The sequence below is a fragment of the Streptomyces sp. AC558_RSS880 genome (assembly GCF_019049255.1).
Taxonomy (GTDB): Bacteria; Actinomycetota; Actinomycetes; order Streptomycetales; family Streptomycetaceae; genus Streptomyces.
Genome location: NZ_JAGMUJ010000159.1, coordinates 136383 through 151130 on the forward strand (window position 1 = coordinate 136383; position 14748 = coordinate 151130).

Below are 14748 nucleotides of genomic sequence, written 5' to 3' on the forward strand. Positions count from 1 at the left end.
TCGGGCCCCCCGCCTGCCCACCCGCAATCCACGGCACGAAACGGCCCACCGACTCCGTCGGCGGACCGTCATGAAACTTCGAGGCTAGATGATCAATTCCAAGGGTGCCACTGAAGGCTGCATCTGGGTGGCTGAGGGTGAATCGGCGGCTCCTCGTGCTCCAGTAGTTTTGTGTGTTCCCGTCGGCTGATTCTCACTCCTCCTGAGTGATGACATGGAGGCGCCCGGCGGTTGACGCCCGTGGGGGCTGTGGTGAATGAGACTTGAACTCCTTTGCTTGAATTGGGAGTTCAAGTGGATCGATGGGATTACGCTGGGCGGGGCGCGGCGTACGGGGCAGCGCTGGCGCTGACGCCCTACCTGCTGATCAAGGTGTCGTGGGTGGTCGGTTCGCTCTTGGGGCTGCTGCCGGTCGGGAACGGATTCGGCAAGGCGGAGTGGGTGGTGCTCAACAGCGCCACGATCGGTATGGCAGGGATCGGGATCGCGGTGGCGCTCGCGCTGGTGCGGCCGTGGGGGATGCGCATACCGGCAGCGCCGTTGGCTTTCTGTGCTTGGGTTGGGACGGGGTTCCTCGTCCCGGTGCTGCCGTACGCCGTTCTCAGTTCGCTGCTGGGCTCGGGGGATGGCAATCCGAAGAGCGGGAGTGACGCAGGCCCGTCGATGCCGGTCTGGGAGGCCGCGCTGGTTCAGATCGGGTTTGTAGGCATGGGGCTGGGCCTGGCCATCGCGCTGCCCACGTACTTGCGGCGGCGCTGGCCGGACGCGTTCGCGGGTCGGCTCGGGGACCGTGGGGAGGGCTCGCCAAGGGCGCTGCCATGGATGGCGGTGGTCGGCGCCGCGGTCGGTCTCATCTGGCTGTATTGGGCGGTGGGCGGCACCGCAGGGGTCGCCCACCGCGGCGAGCGGGACCTCGCTTGGCATGTGCTGTCCGGCGTCTTCGGGCTCTGGGCGTTCGTGGCGTCCGCCGCCACCTGGGCTGCCGTCCGAGGCCGACCCGCACGATTCCCCCGATGGTGCCCGATGGTGTTCGGCTGGCTCGGCTCGGGCTCGTTGTTCGCCTGGAGCGGCTGGAAGCTTCCGTTCACCCTGTACCTGGCGGTCGCGCAGCCAGCCGATGCGGCCCTGCCGGAAAACCTCGCGCTCGCGGCGGTCCTGCACCTTGCAGCGGTGGGGACGGGCGCCGCGATGCTGCGAGCGCTCGTTCGTACGCGGCTGGTGTCATCGAACTCGTAGCCGACCCGCCCAAGATCGTTGTGTGACGAACAACCTGGACACCCTCGCGACAGCACTGTATGCGGCGACCGGCGATCTACTGAAACAGCGCCCGGACCTGGCGCAGTGGCGGCCCGCCGTGGGTATCTCGCCGCAGCTCACCGACGCCGAGTTGGTCACCCTCGCGATGATGCAGGCGATGCTCGGGTTCACCTCCGAGGCCAGGTGGCTCCGGTATGCCCGGGCCCGCCTTCGCCACCTTTTCCCGTACCTGCCGCAGCACCCCGGCTACAACAAGCGGCTGCGCAAGGCCGCCGAACTGTTACGTCGCATCACTCGAATTCTGGCCACCAGCACCTCGGTGTGGAGCGACGACGTGTGGATCGTGGACTCCACACCCGTGGAATGCGGCCGCTCACGGGAGACCGTCAAACGCTCTGACCTGGCCGGATGGGCCGAGTACGGCTACTGCGCCAGCCACAGCCGTTTCTTCTGGGGTCTGCGCCTGCACCTGATATGCACCCTCCAGGGGCTGCCCATCGCCTTCGCCTTGACGGGAGCCAAGGCCGACGAGCGCGAGACCCTGTTTGACCTGCTCGCGGCCGAACCACACCTCCTCGCCGCCCGGCCCGCCCAGACAGTGAGCTCTTTCCAACCTGTTCGGCTGGAGGGGCAGTTGGGGTGACAGACAGGTGAAGCCCCTGGTAGATGGGTTTTCGACCAAGAAATCCGTCTCCACCAGAGGCTTCGTGTGCTTGTCTACCCGTCGGGCGTCGACGTGTCCAGTTCTGCCCTGCGCTTCCTGTCCGCCAAACTCCGCCGGCGCCGCCAAGAGCTCGGTACCCGTTGGCGGCGCCTGAGTGCCGGCCGTCAGGCCCTGCTCACTCTTGCCCACCTCCGCAACGGCCACCCGTATGCCCAGCTCGCGGCCGGGTTCGGCATCGGGACCACGACCGCGTACCGGTACATCACCGAGGCCGTCGAGGTCCTGGCCGCTCTCGCGCCGACTCTTGCGGAGGCAGTCCGGACGGCGTCGTCGAAGGCGTTCGTGCTGCTGGACGGGACCCTGCTGCCGATCGGCCGGATCGCCGCGGACCGGCCCTACTACTCGGGGAAGCACAAGAGGCACGGGATGAACGTGCAGGTCCTCGCCGATCCCTTCGGCCGGCTGCTGTGGGCCTCACCGGCCTTGCCCGGAGCTGTCCACGACGTTCGCGCGGCTCGCGAACATGGCATCGTCGACGCCCTCGCCGAGGCCGGCATCGCATGCTGGGCCGACAAGGGCTACCGGGGTGCCGGCGGCACGGTCCGCACCCCGTGCTGGGGGCGGTGGGAGACCCTGTCCACCGGTCAGCAGGCGGTGAACCGGTCCCATGCGAAGATCCGCGCACTCGTCGAGCAGGCCATGGCCACCCTCAAGTCCTGGCGTCTCCTTCGCAAGATCCGATGCTCGACCACCCGGATCACCAGCCTCATCCAAGCCGTCCTCACCCTGCATTTGGCCAGCTCAGGCCGATGATGGAAAAGCCTCAGTGATCGGCGACAAGAACTACTTCGGCCGCACCTTTGAGCACGAACTCGCCCAGCAGGGTATCCAGTTGCTACGGTCGGCCCGCAAGGGCGAACAGCAGCGGTCCGGTGGATCGCTGTTCAAACCGCTGCGACAAGTCATCGAGTCGGTCAACGAAACGTTCAAGGGACACCTCAACCTCGAACAACACTGAGGACGCACACCCCGCGGTGTCATCACCCGCGTCCTGCAGCGCATCCTCACCCTGACCGCCGTGATCTGGCACAACGATGCCACCGGACAGGACACCCTCCGCTCGCTGACAACGTACGACCACTGACCCTTTGGAATTGATCATCTAGTGGCGAACAGGCGTTCCACGTTGAGGTCCCGCGAATTCATCGGCATCGCGCGAATGGTCTTGGCTGTCGATGCGCAAGCACGGGAACGCGTGGCTGACGAAGTGACCGACCGCGTGGGTGCGTATACCCCTGCTCAAGCGTCGACCCTGGCGGCATTGCTGGCAGCGGCGGCTGTCGACGAAGAGGAGGAAGACGCCCTGGAGGCCGAGTTGCATGCCCTCATCGAACTCATGTCCACCGGCCATGTCGGCCTTGACGACGTTTCTCCTTTGCGTGAAATTTCTCTCGCCGAACTCACTCCTCAGCTCCGCGAATATGTCAGTGATCTCCTGGAAGGGTGATGGTCGAATAAATGCAGCCAGGACCGATCGGCCCGGTGGTTGCCTGCTCTGACGCCGTGCCCCCGCCGTACGGATCGAATGAGGCAGTACTGACCCCGACCGTTCAGTGGAATCGGTGGAGCTGACACCCCGATAGCAGAAAGTTGCCGTTGACCTGCGGGACCGGGTGTCACGGTCACCACTCCCGCGTCGACGGCGCCGGGGCCACGCACGGCCTCCTGGCAGGAGAAGGTGACTTTTCAGGTCGTGCTGCTGTGCCCGCCCGAAGTCTGGGAGGAGATGCTCCGCGATCTGCGGACGTGAGAGGCTCATCAGGACGGCGGCGGTCCTGAAGCCGAGGCCGGGAACCGACATCAGGGCCGGGGAACGAGAGGGCTCCAGCAGAGTGTTGACCAGGGCTTCCAGGGCCCCTTTCCGGGCGATGGCGTTCGGTGCCGATCCCGCATTCCACCGGATCCCGGAGCGCCGGTGGTCCCTGAGGCATCATCGGCAGCCATGAGACTGACGTTCGACGGCGACTGGAGTGTGACGGTGACGAGCAGTGCCCTTCACGTCCTGCCGCGCTTCGACTTCCTGGATCAGCGGGTGCGTGTCGCGGAGTACGCCGACGTGGAGGAATGGCAGCAGTTCCTCGTGGACACCTTCGGCAGCGAGGAGTGGCTGTGGGACGACCCGGATGAGCTCCGGTTCGATCCGGCCGGCCGGGAACTGGTCGGTGCCGCGTTCCGACTGCCCCATGAGGCAGCCGACCCCGAGGACTGCGCACGCGTTCCCGCCACACCCCCCGTCCGCCCCGGCGGTCTGCGCGCCGACGAGGTCCGGGATTTCCGCCTGCCGATGACCACCGGGCTCTGCCGCGCCCCCGAAGACGCCGTACTGACCTGTCTGCGCGACCTCGACGTCCTCGACGAGTCGCTGGACGCCCGTATCGGCATTGCCCCCGATGTGGCGCTCCTGGTCCGGGGCGGCACCGTCGTCGGCTGGAGCCTGACCGACCCGGTCCGGTACGTCACCACCGGCTTCGCCGCTCCCGACCCGGCTCCACCGGCCCCGGCCACCCGGCTCCTGTTCACGGCCTGCATGGACCTCGCCACCACGCCGTGGCTGGACGCGGTGAGGCGCCGTGACCCGGCCGCGGTGGCCGGCCTGCGGGAACTGGACCACAGGCTGCGCGACCAACGCGAGGACCGGCACCGCGTCGACGCCCTGCTCTCGCTCATCGGCAACCTGGTGGAGGACTACGCGAATCCATGACGTCCATTGATCAGAAAACCATGAGGTTCCCGTCCAGGGCGTGGCGAAGCAGCCGCGGACAACCCCCACAGCTTCGGGTACTCGCTCCCGGGCTCGGCCAGCCGCGCCCGGTACGGCTTCGCGATGAGGTCGCCCCGGCGTGCCGTCGATCCACGAGGTGTCGGGCAGCATGAAACTGACGTTCGACGGCGGCTGGCGCGCGACGGTGACGGACGACCCGCTGCACGTCACACCCCGCTTCAGAGGTGGCTCCGTGGACGTCGCGCAGTATGCGGACGTGAAGGAGCGTGAGCGGTTCCTCGCGCGTACCTTCGGCAGCCAGGACTGGCTGTGGGACGCGCCCGACGTCCTCCGGTTCGACCCGGGCGACCGGAAACTGGCGGCGGCCGAGTTCCGGATGCCGTACGTGTCCGCGTCCGCCGAGACCCTCACCCGCGTGCCCGCCATGCCCGAGGTGCGTCCGGGTGGGCTCCGTGCGGACGAGGTCCGGGACTTCCGGCACGAGATGTGCGCGGTGCTGTGCCGGGCCCCCGGGGATTCCGTGCTGGCCTGTCTGCGCGACCTGGACATCCTCGACGAGCCGTTGGACGCCCGTATCGGCATCGCCCCCGACGTGGCGCTCCTGGTCCAGGGCGGCACCGTCGTCGGCTGGAGCCTGAGCGACCCGGCCCGGTACCTGACCACGGCATTCGCCGCCCCCGACCCCGCTCCGCCGTCCGCCGCCACCCGCCGGCTGCTCACCGAGTGCCTGGACCTGATCACCACGCCGGTGGTCGACGACCTGGTGGACGGCGAACCGGCCGCCCTGATCCGCCTCCGGGCCGCAGACGAGGCCCTGCGCGCCCAGCGCGAGGACCGGCACCGGGCGGACGCCCTGCTCGAACTGATCGCCACCATGATGGAGGACTACGGAAACCCGTGACGCCGGAGTCGTGGCGATCCTGCCGACTGACATCCGGATGCCCGGCCGGGGGTGTCGGTTCAGAGGGCAGTTTCTCGGAAGAGGGCTGGTCGTGGGCCGTACGAGGTGAGTTCGGTGGTCCGGACCACCCGTAGTTGTCCACAGCCCTGGCCGAGGCGGCCGGGCAGCGCGTACGGTTTCGGGGCATGAAGATCCACACCCGTGGCGCCGCACGCTGTCGAGCACTGTTGTCGAGAGCCCGACCGCGCGTCTCCGACCTGCGAATGGACAACGTCTCGTGAAAATCCTCATCAGCGCCGACATGGAGGGCGCCACCGGTGTCACCTGGCCGGCCGACGTGCTGCCGGGGACTCCCCAGTGGGAGCGGTGCCGGTCCATGTTCACCTCGGACGTCAACGCCGCCGTGCAGGGTTTCTTCGACGGCGGCGCCGACGAGGTGCTGATCAACGAGGCCCACTGGACCATGCGCAACCTGCTCCTCGAGCAGCTGGACGAGCGGGCCGAGATGCTCACCGGGCGGCACAAGTCCCTGTCCATGGTCGAGGGTGTGCAGCACGGGGACGTGGACGGCATCGCGTTCATCGGCTACCACGCCGGTGCCGGCATGGAGGGCGTCCTCGCGCACACCTTCCTCGCCAACTCCATCACCGGGGTCTGGGTCAACGACGTACGGGCCAGCGAGGGACTGCTCAACGCGCACGTGGTCGCCGAGTACGGGGTGCCGGTGATCCTGGTGACCGGTGACGACGTCGCCTGCGAGGACGCGCTCGGCTACGCGCCCGAGGCGCTGAAGGTCGCCGTCAAGGACCACGTGTCCCGGTACGCGGCCGTGTGCCGCACCCCGGCCCGGACGGCCGCCGACATCCGTGCGGCCGCCAAGCAGGCGGCCACGCTGGCGGTGCGCCGGGAGCCGGTCGACGGCGGGCCGTTCACCGTCGCGGTGGAGTTCGACGCCGAGCACCTGGCGATGGCCGCCACCGTAGTGCCGGGCGTGACCCGCACCGGCGAGCGCAAGGTGGCGTACACCAGCGGGACCATGTACGACGGGATCCGCACCTTCAAGGCGGTCACCACGATCGCCTCGGCCGCGGTGGAGGAGCAGTATGGCTGACGAGCGGGCCCTGGACGAGGTCGTGACGTTCACGTCCGACCTGATCCGGATCGACACGACCAACAGGGGCGGGGGCGACTGCCGGGAGCGGCCCGCCGCCGAGTACGCCGCCGCGCGGCTCGCCGAGGCGGGACTCGAGCCGGTGCTCCTGGAGCGCACCCCGGGCCGCGCCAACGTCGTCGCCCGCCTGGAGGGCACCGACCCGTCGGCCGACGCGCTGCTCGTCCACGGCCATCTGGACGTCGTCCCGGCGGAGGCCGCCGACTGGAGCGTGCACCCGTTCTCCGGGGAGGTCCGCGACGGGGTCGTCTGGGGCCGCGGCGCGGTCGACATGAAGAACATGGACGCGATGATCCTCGCCGTGGTGCGGGCCTGGGCGCGCGAGGGCGTACGGCCCCGCCGCGACATCGTCATCGCGTTCACCGCCGACGAGGAGGCCAGCGCCGAGGACGGTTCCGGTTTTCTCGCCGACCGGCACGCCCACCTCTTCGAGGGCTGCACCGAGGGCGTCAGCGAGTCGGGCGCGTTCACCTTCCACGACGGCGACGGACGGCAGCTGTACCCGATCGCGGCGGGCGAGCGCGGCACGGCCTGGATGAAGCTCACCGCGCGCGGCCGGGCCGGGCACGGCTCCAAGGTCAACCGGGAGAACGCGGTGACCCGCCTCGCCGCCGCCGTCACCCGCATCGGCGAGCACGAGTGGCCGCTGCGGCTCACCCCGACCGTGCGGGCCGCGCTCACCGAACTCGCCGCCGTGTACGGCATCGAGACGGACCTGTCCGACGTGGACACCCTGCTGGACAAGCTCGGCACGGCGGGCAAGCTCGTCGAGGCCACCGTCCGCAACAGCGCCAACCCGACCATGCTGGACGCCGGATACAAGATCAACGTGATCCCCGGGGAGGCCGTGGCGCGCGTCGACGGACGGTATCTGTCCGGTGCCGAGGACGAGTTCCGCGCGACCATGGACCGGCTCACCGGGCCGGACGTCGACTGGGAGTTCGAGCACCACGAGGTGGCGCTCCAGGCACCGGTGGACTCGCCGACGTACGCCCGGATGCGGGCCGCAATCGAGGAGTTCGCGCCCGAAGGGCACGTGGTGCCGTACTGCATGTCCGGCGGCACGGACGCCAAGCAGTTCTCCCGGCTGGGCATCACCGGCTACGGATTCGCGCCGCTGAAGCTGCCGGAGGGCTTCGACTACCAGGCCCTCTTCCACGGGGTCGACGAGCGCGTCCCGGTCGAGGCGCTCCACTTCGGCGTCCGGGTCCTCGACCGGTTCCTGCGGACGGCCTGAACGAGTGGGGGAGAAAGTGCGGACCCTGGCGTACGGCGAGTGGCCCTCGCCCATCGACGCGGCCACGGCCGCGGCCCACGACGGCAGCCCCGAGTCCGTGGGCTTCGTCGGCGACGAGGTGTGGTGGACCGAGCCCCGGCCCGCCGAGGCCGGCCGGCGCACGCTGGTGCGCCGGCACGCCGACGGCACCGAGGAGCCGGTCCTGCCCGCGCCGTGGAACGTGCGGACCCGGGTCATCGAGTACGGCGGCCGTCCCTGGGCGGGCACCGCGCGGGACGGTGTGCCGCTCGTGGTGTTCGTGAACTTCGCCGACCAGCGCCTCTACCGGTACGAGCCGGGCGGCGAGCCCCGCCCGCTCACCCCCGTGTCCCCGGTCGGGCAAGGGCTGCGCTGGGCCGATCCGGTGCTGCTGCCGGAGCGCGGCGAGGTGTGGTGCGTCCTGGAGGAGTTCACCGGTGACGGCCCCAGCGACGTACGCCGTGTCCTGGCCGCCGTACCGCTGGACGGCTCCGCCGCCGCTGACCGGGACGCCGTACGGGAACTGAGCGACGGCCGGCACCGGTTCGTGACCGGGCCGCGCCTCGCGCCGGACGGGCGGCGCGCCGCCTGGCTCGGCTGGGACCACCCGCGCATGCCGTGGGACGGCACCGAACTGCTCGTCGCCGACGTCGCCGCCGACGGCACCCTGCGCGACGCCCGCACGGTGGCCGGCGGACCCGAGGAGTCCGTCGCCCAGGCCGACTGGACCCCCGACGGCCGGCTGCTGTACGCGAGCGACCGCACCGGCTGGTGGAACCTCTACCGGGACGGGGAGCCGGTCTGCCCGCGCGAGGAGGAGTTCGGCGGACCACTGTGGAAGCTGGGGCTGCGCTGGTTCGCCCCGCTGGACAGCGGCCTGATCGCCGTCCTGCACGGCCGGGGCGCACCCCTGCTCGGCGTCCTCGACCCCGAGACCTGCGAGGTCGTCGACGCCGCCGGCCCGTGGAGCGAGTTCGCGCCCACCCTCGCGGCACAGGGCGAACGGGTCGTCGCCGTCGGCGCCGGACCGCACAGCGCCCACGAGGTGGTGGAACTGGACACCCGGACGGGCCACGCCCGGGTGATCGGCGCCCGCCACGAGGACGCGGTGGACCCGGCGTACTACCCCGAGCCGCGGATCCGCACGTTCACCGGACCGGACGGCCGGGAGATCCACGCCCAGGTGTACCCCCCGCACAACCCCGGGTGCGCCGGCCCCGCGGACGAGCGTCCCCCGTACGTGATCTGGGCGCACGGCGGCCCCACCGGCCGGGCGCCGCTCGTGCTCGACCTGGAGATCGCCTACTTCACCTCGCGCGGCATCGGCGTCGCCGAGGTCAACTACGGCGGCTCCACCGGATACGGGCGGGAGTACCGCGACCGGCTGCGCGAGCAGTGGGGCGTGGTCGACGTCGAGGACTGCGCCGCCGTCGCGCTGGCCCTCGCCGACGAGGGCACCGCCGACCGCGACCGGCTCGCCGTCCGGGGCGGCAGCGCCGGCGGCTGGACCGCCGCCGCCTCGCTCACCACGACCGACGTCTACGCCTGCGGCACCATCAGCTACCCGGTGCTCGACCTCACCGGCTGGGGCACGGGGGAGACCCACGACTTCGAGTCCCAGTACCTGGAGAGCCTGATCGGCCCGCGCGCCGAGGTGCCCGAGCGGTACGCGGAACGTTCGCCCGCCGCGCACGCCGACCGGCTCTCCGTGCCGTTCCTGATGCTCCAGGGACTGGACGACGTGATCTGCCCGCCCGCACAGTGCGAGCGGTTCCTGGCCCGGCTGGCCGGCCGGGGCGTGCCGCACGCCTACCTCACCTTCGAGGGCGAGGGGCACGGCTTCCGGCGGGCGGAGACCATGGTGCGCGCCCTGGAGGCGGAACTGTCCCTGTACGCCCAGGTGTTCGGGATGGAACCGCCCGGCGTGCCGACCCTGGAGCTGGGCACGTGAGCCGGGTCGGAGCACTGCGGCGGCCGGCCCGCCTCGCCCCCGGCGCCCGGGTGGCCGTGGTCGCGCCCAGCGGTCCGGTGCCCGAGGAGCGGCTCCAGGCCGGGCTCGACGTGCTGCGCGGCTGGGACCTCGACCCCGTGGTGGGCCGCCACGTCCTGGACCGGCACGGCGAGTTCGGCTACCTCGCGGGCGGCGACGCCGACCGGGCCGCCGACCTGCAGTCCGCCTGGTGCGACCCGGCCGTCGACGCGGTGATCTGCGCCCGCGGCGGCTACGGCGCACAGCGCGTGGTCGACCTGCTCGACTGGGAGGCGATGCGGGCCGCCGGGCCGAAGGTGTTCGTCGGGTTCAGCGACATCACCGCGCTGCACGAGGCGTTCGCGGTCCGGCTCGGCCTCGTCACCCTGCACGGGCCGATGGCCGCGGGCGTCGACTTCGTGAAGAGCGCGCGGGCGCAGGACCATCTCAGGGCGACCCTCTTCGCCCCCGAGACGGTCCGCACCATCCACTCCGACGGCACCGCGCTCGTCCCCGGGCGGGCGCGCGGGATCACCCTCGGCGGCTGTCTCTCCCTGCTCGCCGCCGACCTCGGCACCCCGCACGCCAGACCCTCCGCGCGCGGCGGACTGCTGTGCCTGGAGGACGTGGGGGAGGAGACCTACCGGCTCGACCGCTGCCTCACCCAGCTGCTGAGAGCCGGCTGGCTGGACGGGGTCGCCGGACTGCTGCTCGGCTCCTGGGCGCAGTGCGAGCCGTACGACGGGGTGCGGGCGCTGCTCGCCGACCGGCTCGGCGGCCTCGGGGTGCCGGTGGCCGAGCAGTTCGGGTTCGGGCACTGCGCCGACGCGCTCACCGTCCCCTTCGGCGTCACGGCCGAACTCGACGCCGACGCGGGCACGCTGACCCTGGACGAGCCGGCGCTGAGCTGACCGGCCCGCGTCGCGCGCGGGCCCGTCGTAGGGTGGCGGGGTGCCGCACACCGCTTCCCGCTACCTCGCCGAAGGCCGCCGCGTGGGGATCCGTCACTTCACCCACGCGGACGGCGCCGAATTCACCGCCCGCGCCCGGGAGAGCAAGGACCTCCACCACCCCTGGCTGTTCCCGCCGGACAGCCAGGACGCGTACGCCACGTACGCGGGGCGGCTGATCGCGGATCCCACCAAGGCGGGGTTCCTGGTCTGCGAGAAGGAGGCGGACGGCGCCCTCGCCGGGTTCATCAACATCAACAACATCGTCGAGGGCGGCTTCCTGTGCGGTGCGCTGGGCTACGGCGCCTTCGCGCACGCGGCCGGGCGCGGGCTGATGCGCGAGGGCCTGGACCTCGTGGTGCGGTACGCCTTCGGCCCGATGCGGCTGCACCGTCTGGAGATCAACGTACAGCCCGGCAACGCCGCCTCCATCGCCCTCGCCCGCGCCTGCGGTTTCCGCCTGGAGGGCTTCTCGCCGAAGATGCTCTTCATCGACGGTGCCTGGCGCGACCACCAGCGCTGGGCGATCACCAGCGAGATGACGAAGGGCCGCTGACGCCCGGACTGCCCGGGGCCGTCGGGCGGGTGCGGGCCGGTGCCACCGGCGAACCGCTGCCGGAGCGGTACGACGTCCGGGTGCGGCCCGCGCCGTGACCGGGTGCGTCAGGAGCGGCGGTCCGCGTACTCGTAGACCGCACCGTCCGGGTGCCGTGCGATGAGGTTGCGGCCCACGGGCGTGGGGAGCGGGCCCGCGATGATGTCGGCGCCCATCTCCGCGAGCACCTCCCGGGTCTCCTCCACGTCCTTCACCGCGAGGGTCGCCGTGACCCTGCGCAGCACGTCCAGTTCGGCCGCGGGACCGCTCATCAGCAGGAAGCAGCCGACCGCGGCGACCTGGACACCGCCCCGCTCGAACCGGAGGGCCCTGCCGCCCGCCAGCCGCTCGTAGAAGGGGATGGCGGTCTCGATGTCGTCGACGCAGACACGCAGTGTGGCACCCAGAATCTCCATGGGGACGAGCCTAGTTGGGGCCGCCCCGGCAAGGGGACCGGCGTGGACGATCTCCACACCCCGTGCCCGCGGGCGTTACGCGACCCCGGGCACGGGTACCCGGCGCCCATGCAGCGCTTGGAGCACTTGGAGCACCTGGACAAGCACCTGGTCGACGAGCTGGCGCGGGTGGCCCGCGAAACCGTGCGCGACGAACTGCGCGCACAGGCGCGGGGACAGCGCCGCAGGGCCGCCCTGTACGCCGGAGCCGGCGCCGCCGCCCTGTACGCGGGCGCGGCCGTGTCGCTGGCCGTGGGCCTCGCGCTCGCCCTGGTCCTGCCGGACTGGGCCGCCGCACTGATCACGGCCGTGATCCTGGGCGCGCTGGCCCTCGCCCTACGCGGCGCGGCCCGGCCCACGGCGTCCGGGACCGTTCCCGCGCAGGCCACCGCGCCCGGCGGCCGGTCGGCACCCGTCCCGCCGGTGCCGTCCGCACCGCCCACCGCCGGCGTCGTACCGCCGCGGCCGGACTCCGACCCCGACGCCTCCCACCGCCGGGACTGACCGGTCCGAGGAGGCCGATGGCACCGCTCCTGCCGCGGGACCCCAAGACCGTCGCGGTGACCGGGACTTCGGCGCCCGCGGCCGGTTCGGCGAGGAGGCGGCCGCCCGCAGGCTGACCCGTCTCCCGCGGAGCCGACCGGGGAGCCGACCGGATCCGGAGCCGGCCGCTCAGCCCACCCTGTACTCCGCGACGTCCTGCGTCCGCAGCGTCAGACCGTGACCGAGACCCCCGGTGGGGCTGATCGTGCCGCCCGTGGGGTCTAGGGCGCCGTCGAAGAGCATGTCCTCGATCCGGACGTGGTCGTGGAACCACTCCACATGCCGCAGGTTCGGAACGCAGGCCGCCACCGCCGCGTGGACGTGCGGGGCGCGGTGCCCCGACACCTCCAGACCGTGGGCCTGGGCCAGTGCCGCCGCGCGCAGGAACTCGGTCAGCCCGCCGCAGCGCGTCGCGTCCACCTGGAGGCAGTCCACCGCCCCGGCCGTGATCATCCGGGCGAAGTACGGCAGGTCGAACCCGTACCCCCCGGCGGCCACGTCGCTCACCACGGCGTCCCGCACCAGCCGCAGCCCGGTCAGGTCGTCCGAGGAGACCGGCTCCTCGAACCAGCCCACCCCGTGCTCGGCGAGGGCGTGACCGACCCGCACCGCCTGCTTGCGGGTGTACGCCCCGCCCGCGTCGACGTAGAGCTCGGCGTGCTCGCCGATGACGTGCCGGGCGGCCCGCACCCGGTGCAGGTCACGGGGCACCTCCCGGCCCCAGCCCTCCCCGATCCTGATCTTCACGCGCGGGATGTGCTGCCCGTGCACCCACCCGTTGAGCTGTGCGGCCATGTGCGTGTCGTGGTACGTGGTGAAGCCGCCGCTGCCGTACACCGGCACCCGCTCCCGGCACGCCCCCAGCAGCCGCACCAGCGGGAGTTCCAGCAGCCGTGCCTTGAGGTCCCACAGCGCGATGTCCAGCGCCGAGATCGCGCAGGCCGCGACGCCCGCCCGGCCGGCGTCGCGGACCGAGCGGCACATCGCGTCGTGCACGGCCGGGACGTCCAGCGCGCTCATGCCCTCCACGAGCGGCGCGAGGTGCCCGCTCAGGAAGTCGCCGACCACCGGCGGACCGTACGTCCAGCCGGTGCCGGTCGCGTCGCCCGCCGACACCTCGGCGATCACCACCGTCGTGGAGTCCCAGGCCAGCGTCCCGTCCGCTTCCGGGGCGTCGGCCGGCACGGTGTAGACGGAGACGCCGGGTCGGTGCAGTTCCATGGTCGTCCGTCCTCCCCCGGCTCAGCCGGCCTGCTGGAGCTGCGGCAGCACCTTGGTGCGGTAGAAGTCGAAGAAGCCGCGCAGGTCGGGGCCGATCTGGTTGACGTAGATCCGGTCGAAGCCCGCGTCGGCGAACTGCCGGAGCTCGGCGACGTGCTCGTCCACGTCGTCGCCGCACACCCGGTTCTCCCGCACCATGTCCTCGGTGACCAGGGTCTGCGCCTGCTCGAAGTGCTTCGGTGACGGCAGCACCTGACCCAGTTCGCCGGGCAGCAACTCGTTCGCCCACAGCCGGTGCACGGTACGCACGCACGCGTCACGGTCCGTGCCGTAACAGACCTTGGTGCCGCCGCTGACCGGCTTCCCGCCGCCCCCGCCCTTGCGGTACTGCTCCACCATCGAGGCGTCCGGCATCATCGTGACGTAGCCGTCGCCGACCCGGGCCGCCAGCTTGGTCGCCGCCGGGCCGAAGCCCGAGATGTCGATCGGGACGGGCCCGTCCGGCACGGTGTACAGGCGGGCGTTCTCCACCGTGTAGTGCGTGCCGTGGTGGTTGACCTCCTCGCCGGTGAACAGCCGGCGCATCACCTGGATGGCCTCCTCCAGCATCTCCAGGCGTACGTGCGCGGGCGGCCAGGCGTCCCCGAGGATGTGCTCGTTCAGCGCCTCGCCCGTGCCCACGCCCAGCCGGAACTCCCCCGGTGACATCACCGCGGCCGTGGCCGCCGCCTGCGCCACCACCGCCGGGTGCGTCCGCACGGTCGGGCAGGTCACCGCCGTCCCCACCGGCAGCGACACCGCCTCGGACAGCGCGCCGATCACCGACCACACGAAGGGACTCTGCCCCTGTGCGCCGTTCCACGGGTGGTAGTGGTCCGAGATCCACAGGGCCTGGAACCCGGCCTGCTCGGCCATCCGCGCCTGCTCGATCAGCTCGGCGGGACCGTACTGCTCGCACGAGAGGAAATAGCCGTACTCGGGCATG

At 71.6% G+C, this 14748-nt stretch carries 15 protein-coding genes and 1 pseudogene; 13 read left to right on the forward strand and 3 right to left on the reverse strand.

Features of this window, described 5'->3' with window-relative positions:
- Positions 1-294 precede the first annotated feature (294 nt).
- The 12 genes and pseudogenes from KUM38_RS35710 (at position 295) to KUM38_RS35765 (ending at position 11505) form a co-directional block, all read left to right on the forward strand.
- Positions 295-1236 (forward strand): hypothetical protein, encoded by a 942-nt coding sequence (locus KUM38_RS35710; protein WP_217135872.1) that lies wholly within the window; start codon positions 295-297, stop codon positions 1234-1236.
- Between the two features lie 22 nt (positions 1237-1258).
- Positions 1259-1858 (forward strand): annotated as a pseudogene (locus KUM38_RS35715) (transposase); the annotation flags it as partial.
- A gap of 108 nt (positions 1859-1966) precedes the next feature.
- Positions 1967-2734, forward strand: coding sequence for an IS5 family transposase (locus tag KUM38_RS35720; protein ID WP_217135874.1), 768 nt, complete (start codon positions 1967-1969; stop codon positions 2732-2734).
- Between the two features lie 13 nt (positions 2735-2747).
- Complete coding sequence (locus KUM38_RS43885) at positions 2748-2939, forward strand: hypothetical protein (protein ID WP_374227122.1); 192 nt, start codon at positions 2748-2750, stop codon at positions 2937-2939.
- 237 nt (positions 2940-3176) lie between these two features.
- Positions 3177-3428 (forward strand): hypothetical protein, encoded by a 252-nt coding sequence (locus tag KUM38_RS35730; protein WP_217135876.1) that lies wholly within the window; start codon positions 3177-3179, stop codon positions 3426-3428.
- A 495-nt stretch (positions 3429-3923) separates the two neighbouring features.
- A complete protein-coding gene (locus KUM38_RS35735) occupies positions 3924-4682 on the forward strand; it encodes a hypothetical protein (RefSeq protein ID WP_254398246.1) in 759 nt (252 codons plus the stop codon).
- Positions 4683-4851: 169 nt separating this feature from the next.
- Complete coding sequence (locus KUM38_RS35740) at positions 4852-5604, forward strand: hypothetical protein (protein ID WP_217135878.1); 753 nt, start codon at positions 4852-4854, stop codon at positions 5602-5604.
- Positions 5605-5881: 277 nt separating this feature from the next.
- Complete coding sequence (locus KUM38_RS35745; RefSeq protein WP_217135881.1) at positions 5882-6715, forward strand: M55 family metallopeptidase; 834 nt, start codon at positions 5882-5884, stop codon at positions 6713-6715.
- Positions 6708-8012 (forward strand): M20/M25/M40 family metallo-hydrolase, encoded by a 1305-nt coding sequence (locus KUM38_RS35750; protein ID WP_217135883.1) that lies wholly within the window; start codon positions 6708-6710, stop codon positions 8010-8012. The genes KUM38_RS35745 and KUM38_RS35750 overlap by 8 nt, the downstream gene beginning before the upstream one ends.
- Positions 8013-8028: 16 nt before the next feature.
- Positions 8029-9981, forward strand: a complete 1953-nt coding sequence (locus KUM38_RS35755) for a prolyl oligopeptidase family serine peptidase (RefSeq protein ID WP_308409136.1) — start codon at positions 8029-8031, stop codon at positions 9979-9981.
- Positions 9978-10910, forward strand: a complete 933-nt coding sequence (locus KUM38_RS35760) for an LD-carboxypeptidase (protein ID WP_217135887.1) — start codon at positions 9978-9980, stop codon at positions 10908-10910. The genes KUM38_RS35755 and KUM38_RS35760 overlap by 4 nt, the downstream gene beginning before the upstream one ends.
- Before the next feature lie 40 nt (positions 10911-10950).
- Positions 10951-11505, forward strand: a complete 555-nt coding sequence (locus tag KUM38_RS35765) for a GNAT family N-acetyltransferase (protein WP_217135890.1) — start codon at positions 10951-10953, stop codon at positions 11503-11505.
- A gap of 107 nt (positions 11506-11612) precedes the next feature.
- On the opposite strand, the gene KUM38_RS35770 is transcribed toward KUM38_RS35765, so the two are convergent.
- Positions 11613-11960 (reverse strand): VOC family protein, encoded by a 348-nt coding sequence (locus KUM38_RS35770; RefSeq protein WP_217135892.1) that lies wholly within the window; start codon positions 11958-11960, stop codon positions 11613-11615.
- Positions 11961-12068: 108 nt separating this feature from the next.
- Here KUM38_RS35770 and KUM38_RS35775 point away from each other — a divergent pair, with 108 nt between their 5' ends.
- Complete coding sequence (locus tag KUM38_RS35775) at positions 12069-12503, forward strand: phage holin family protein (RefSeq protein WP_217135894.1); 435 nt, start codon at positions 12069-12071, stop codon at positions 12501-12503.
- Positions 12504-12671: 168 nt separating this feature from the next.
- Here KUM38_RS35775 and KUM38_RS35780 read toward each other — a convergent pair whose 3' ends face one another.
- Together KUM38_RS35780 and KUM38_RS35785 are read right to left on the reverse strand one after the other, a co-directional pair.
- The gene (locus KUM38_RS35780) at positions 12672-13763 is read right to left on the reverse strand and encodes an enolase C-terminal domain-like protein (protein ID WP_217135895.1); all 1092 of its coding nucleotides are present in this window, start codon (positions 13761-13763) and stop codon (positions 12672-12674) included.
- Positions 13764-13784: 21 nt separating this feature from the next.
- On the reverse strand, positions 13785-14747 hold the full coding sequence (locus KUM38_RS35785; RefSeq protein ID WP_217135897.1) for a TIGR03557 family F420-dependent LLM class oxidoreductase: 963 nt from the start codon (positions 14745-14747) through the stop codon (positions 13785-13787).
- Position 14748 lies beyond the last annotated feature (1 nt).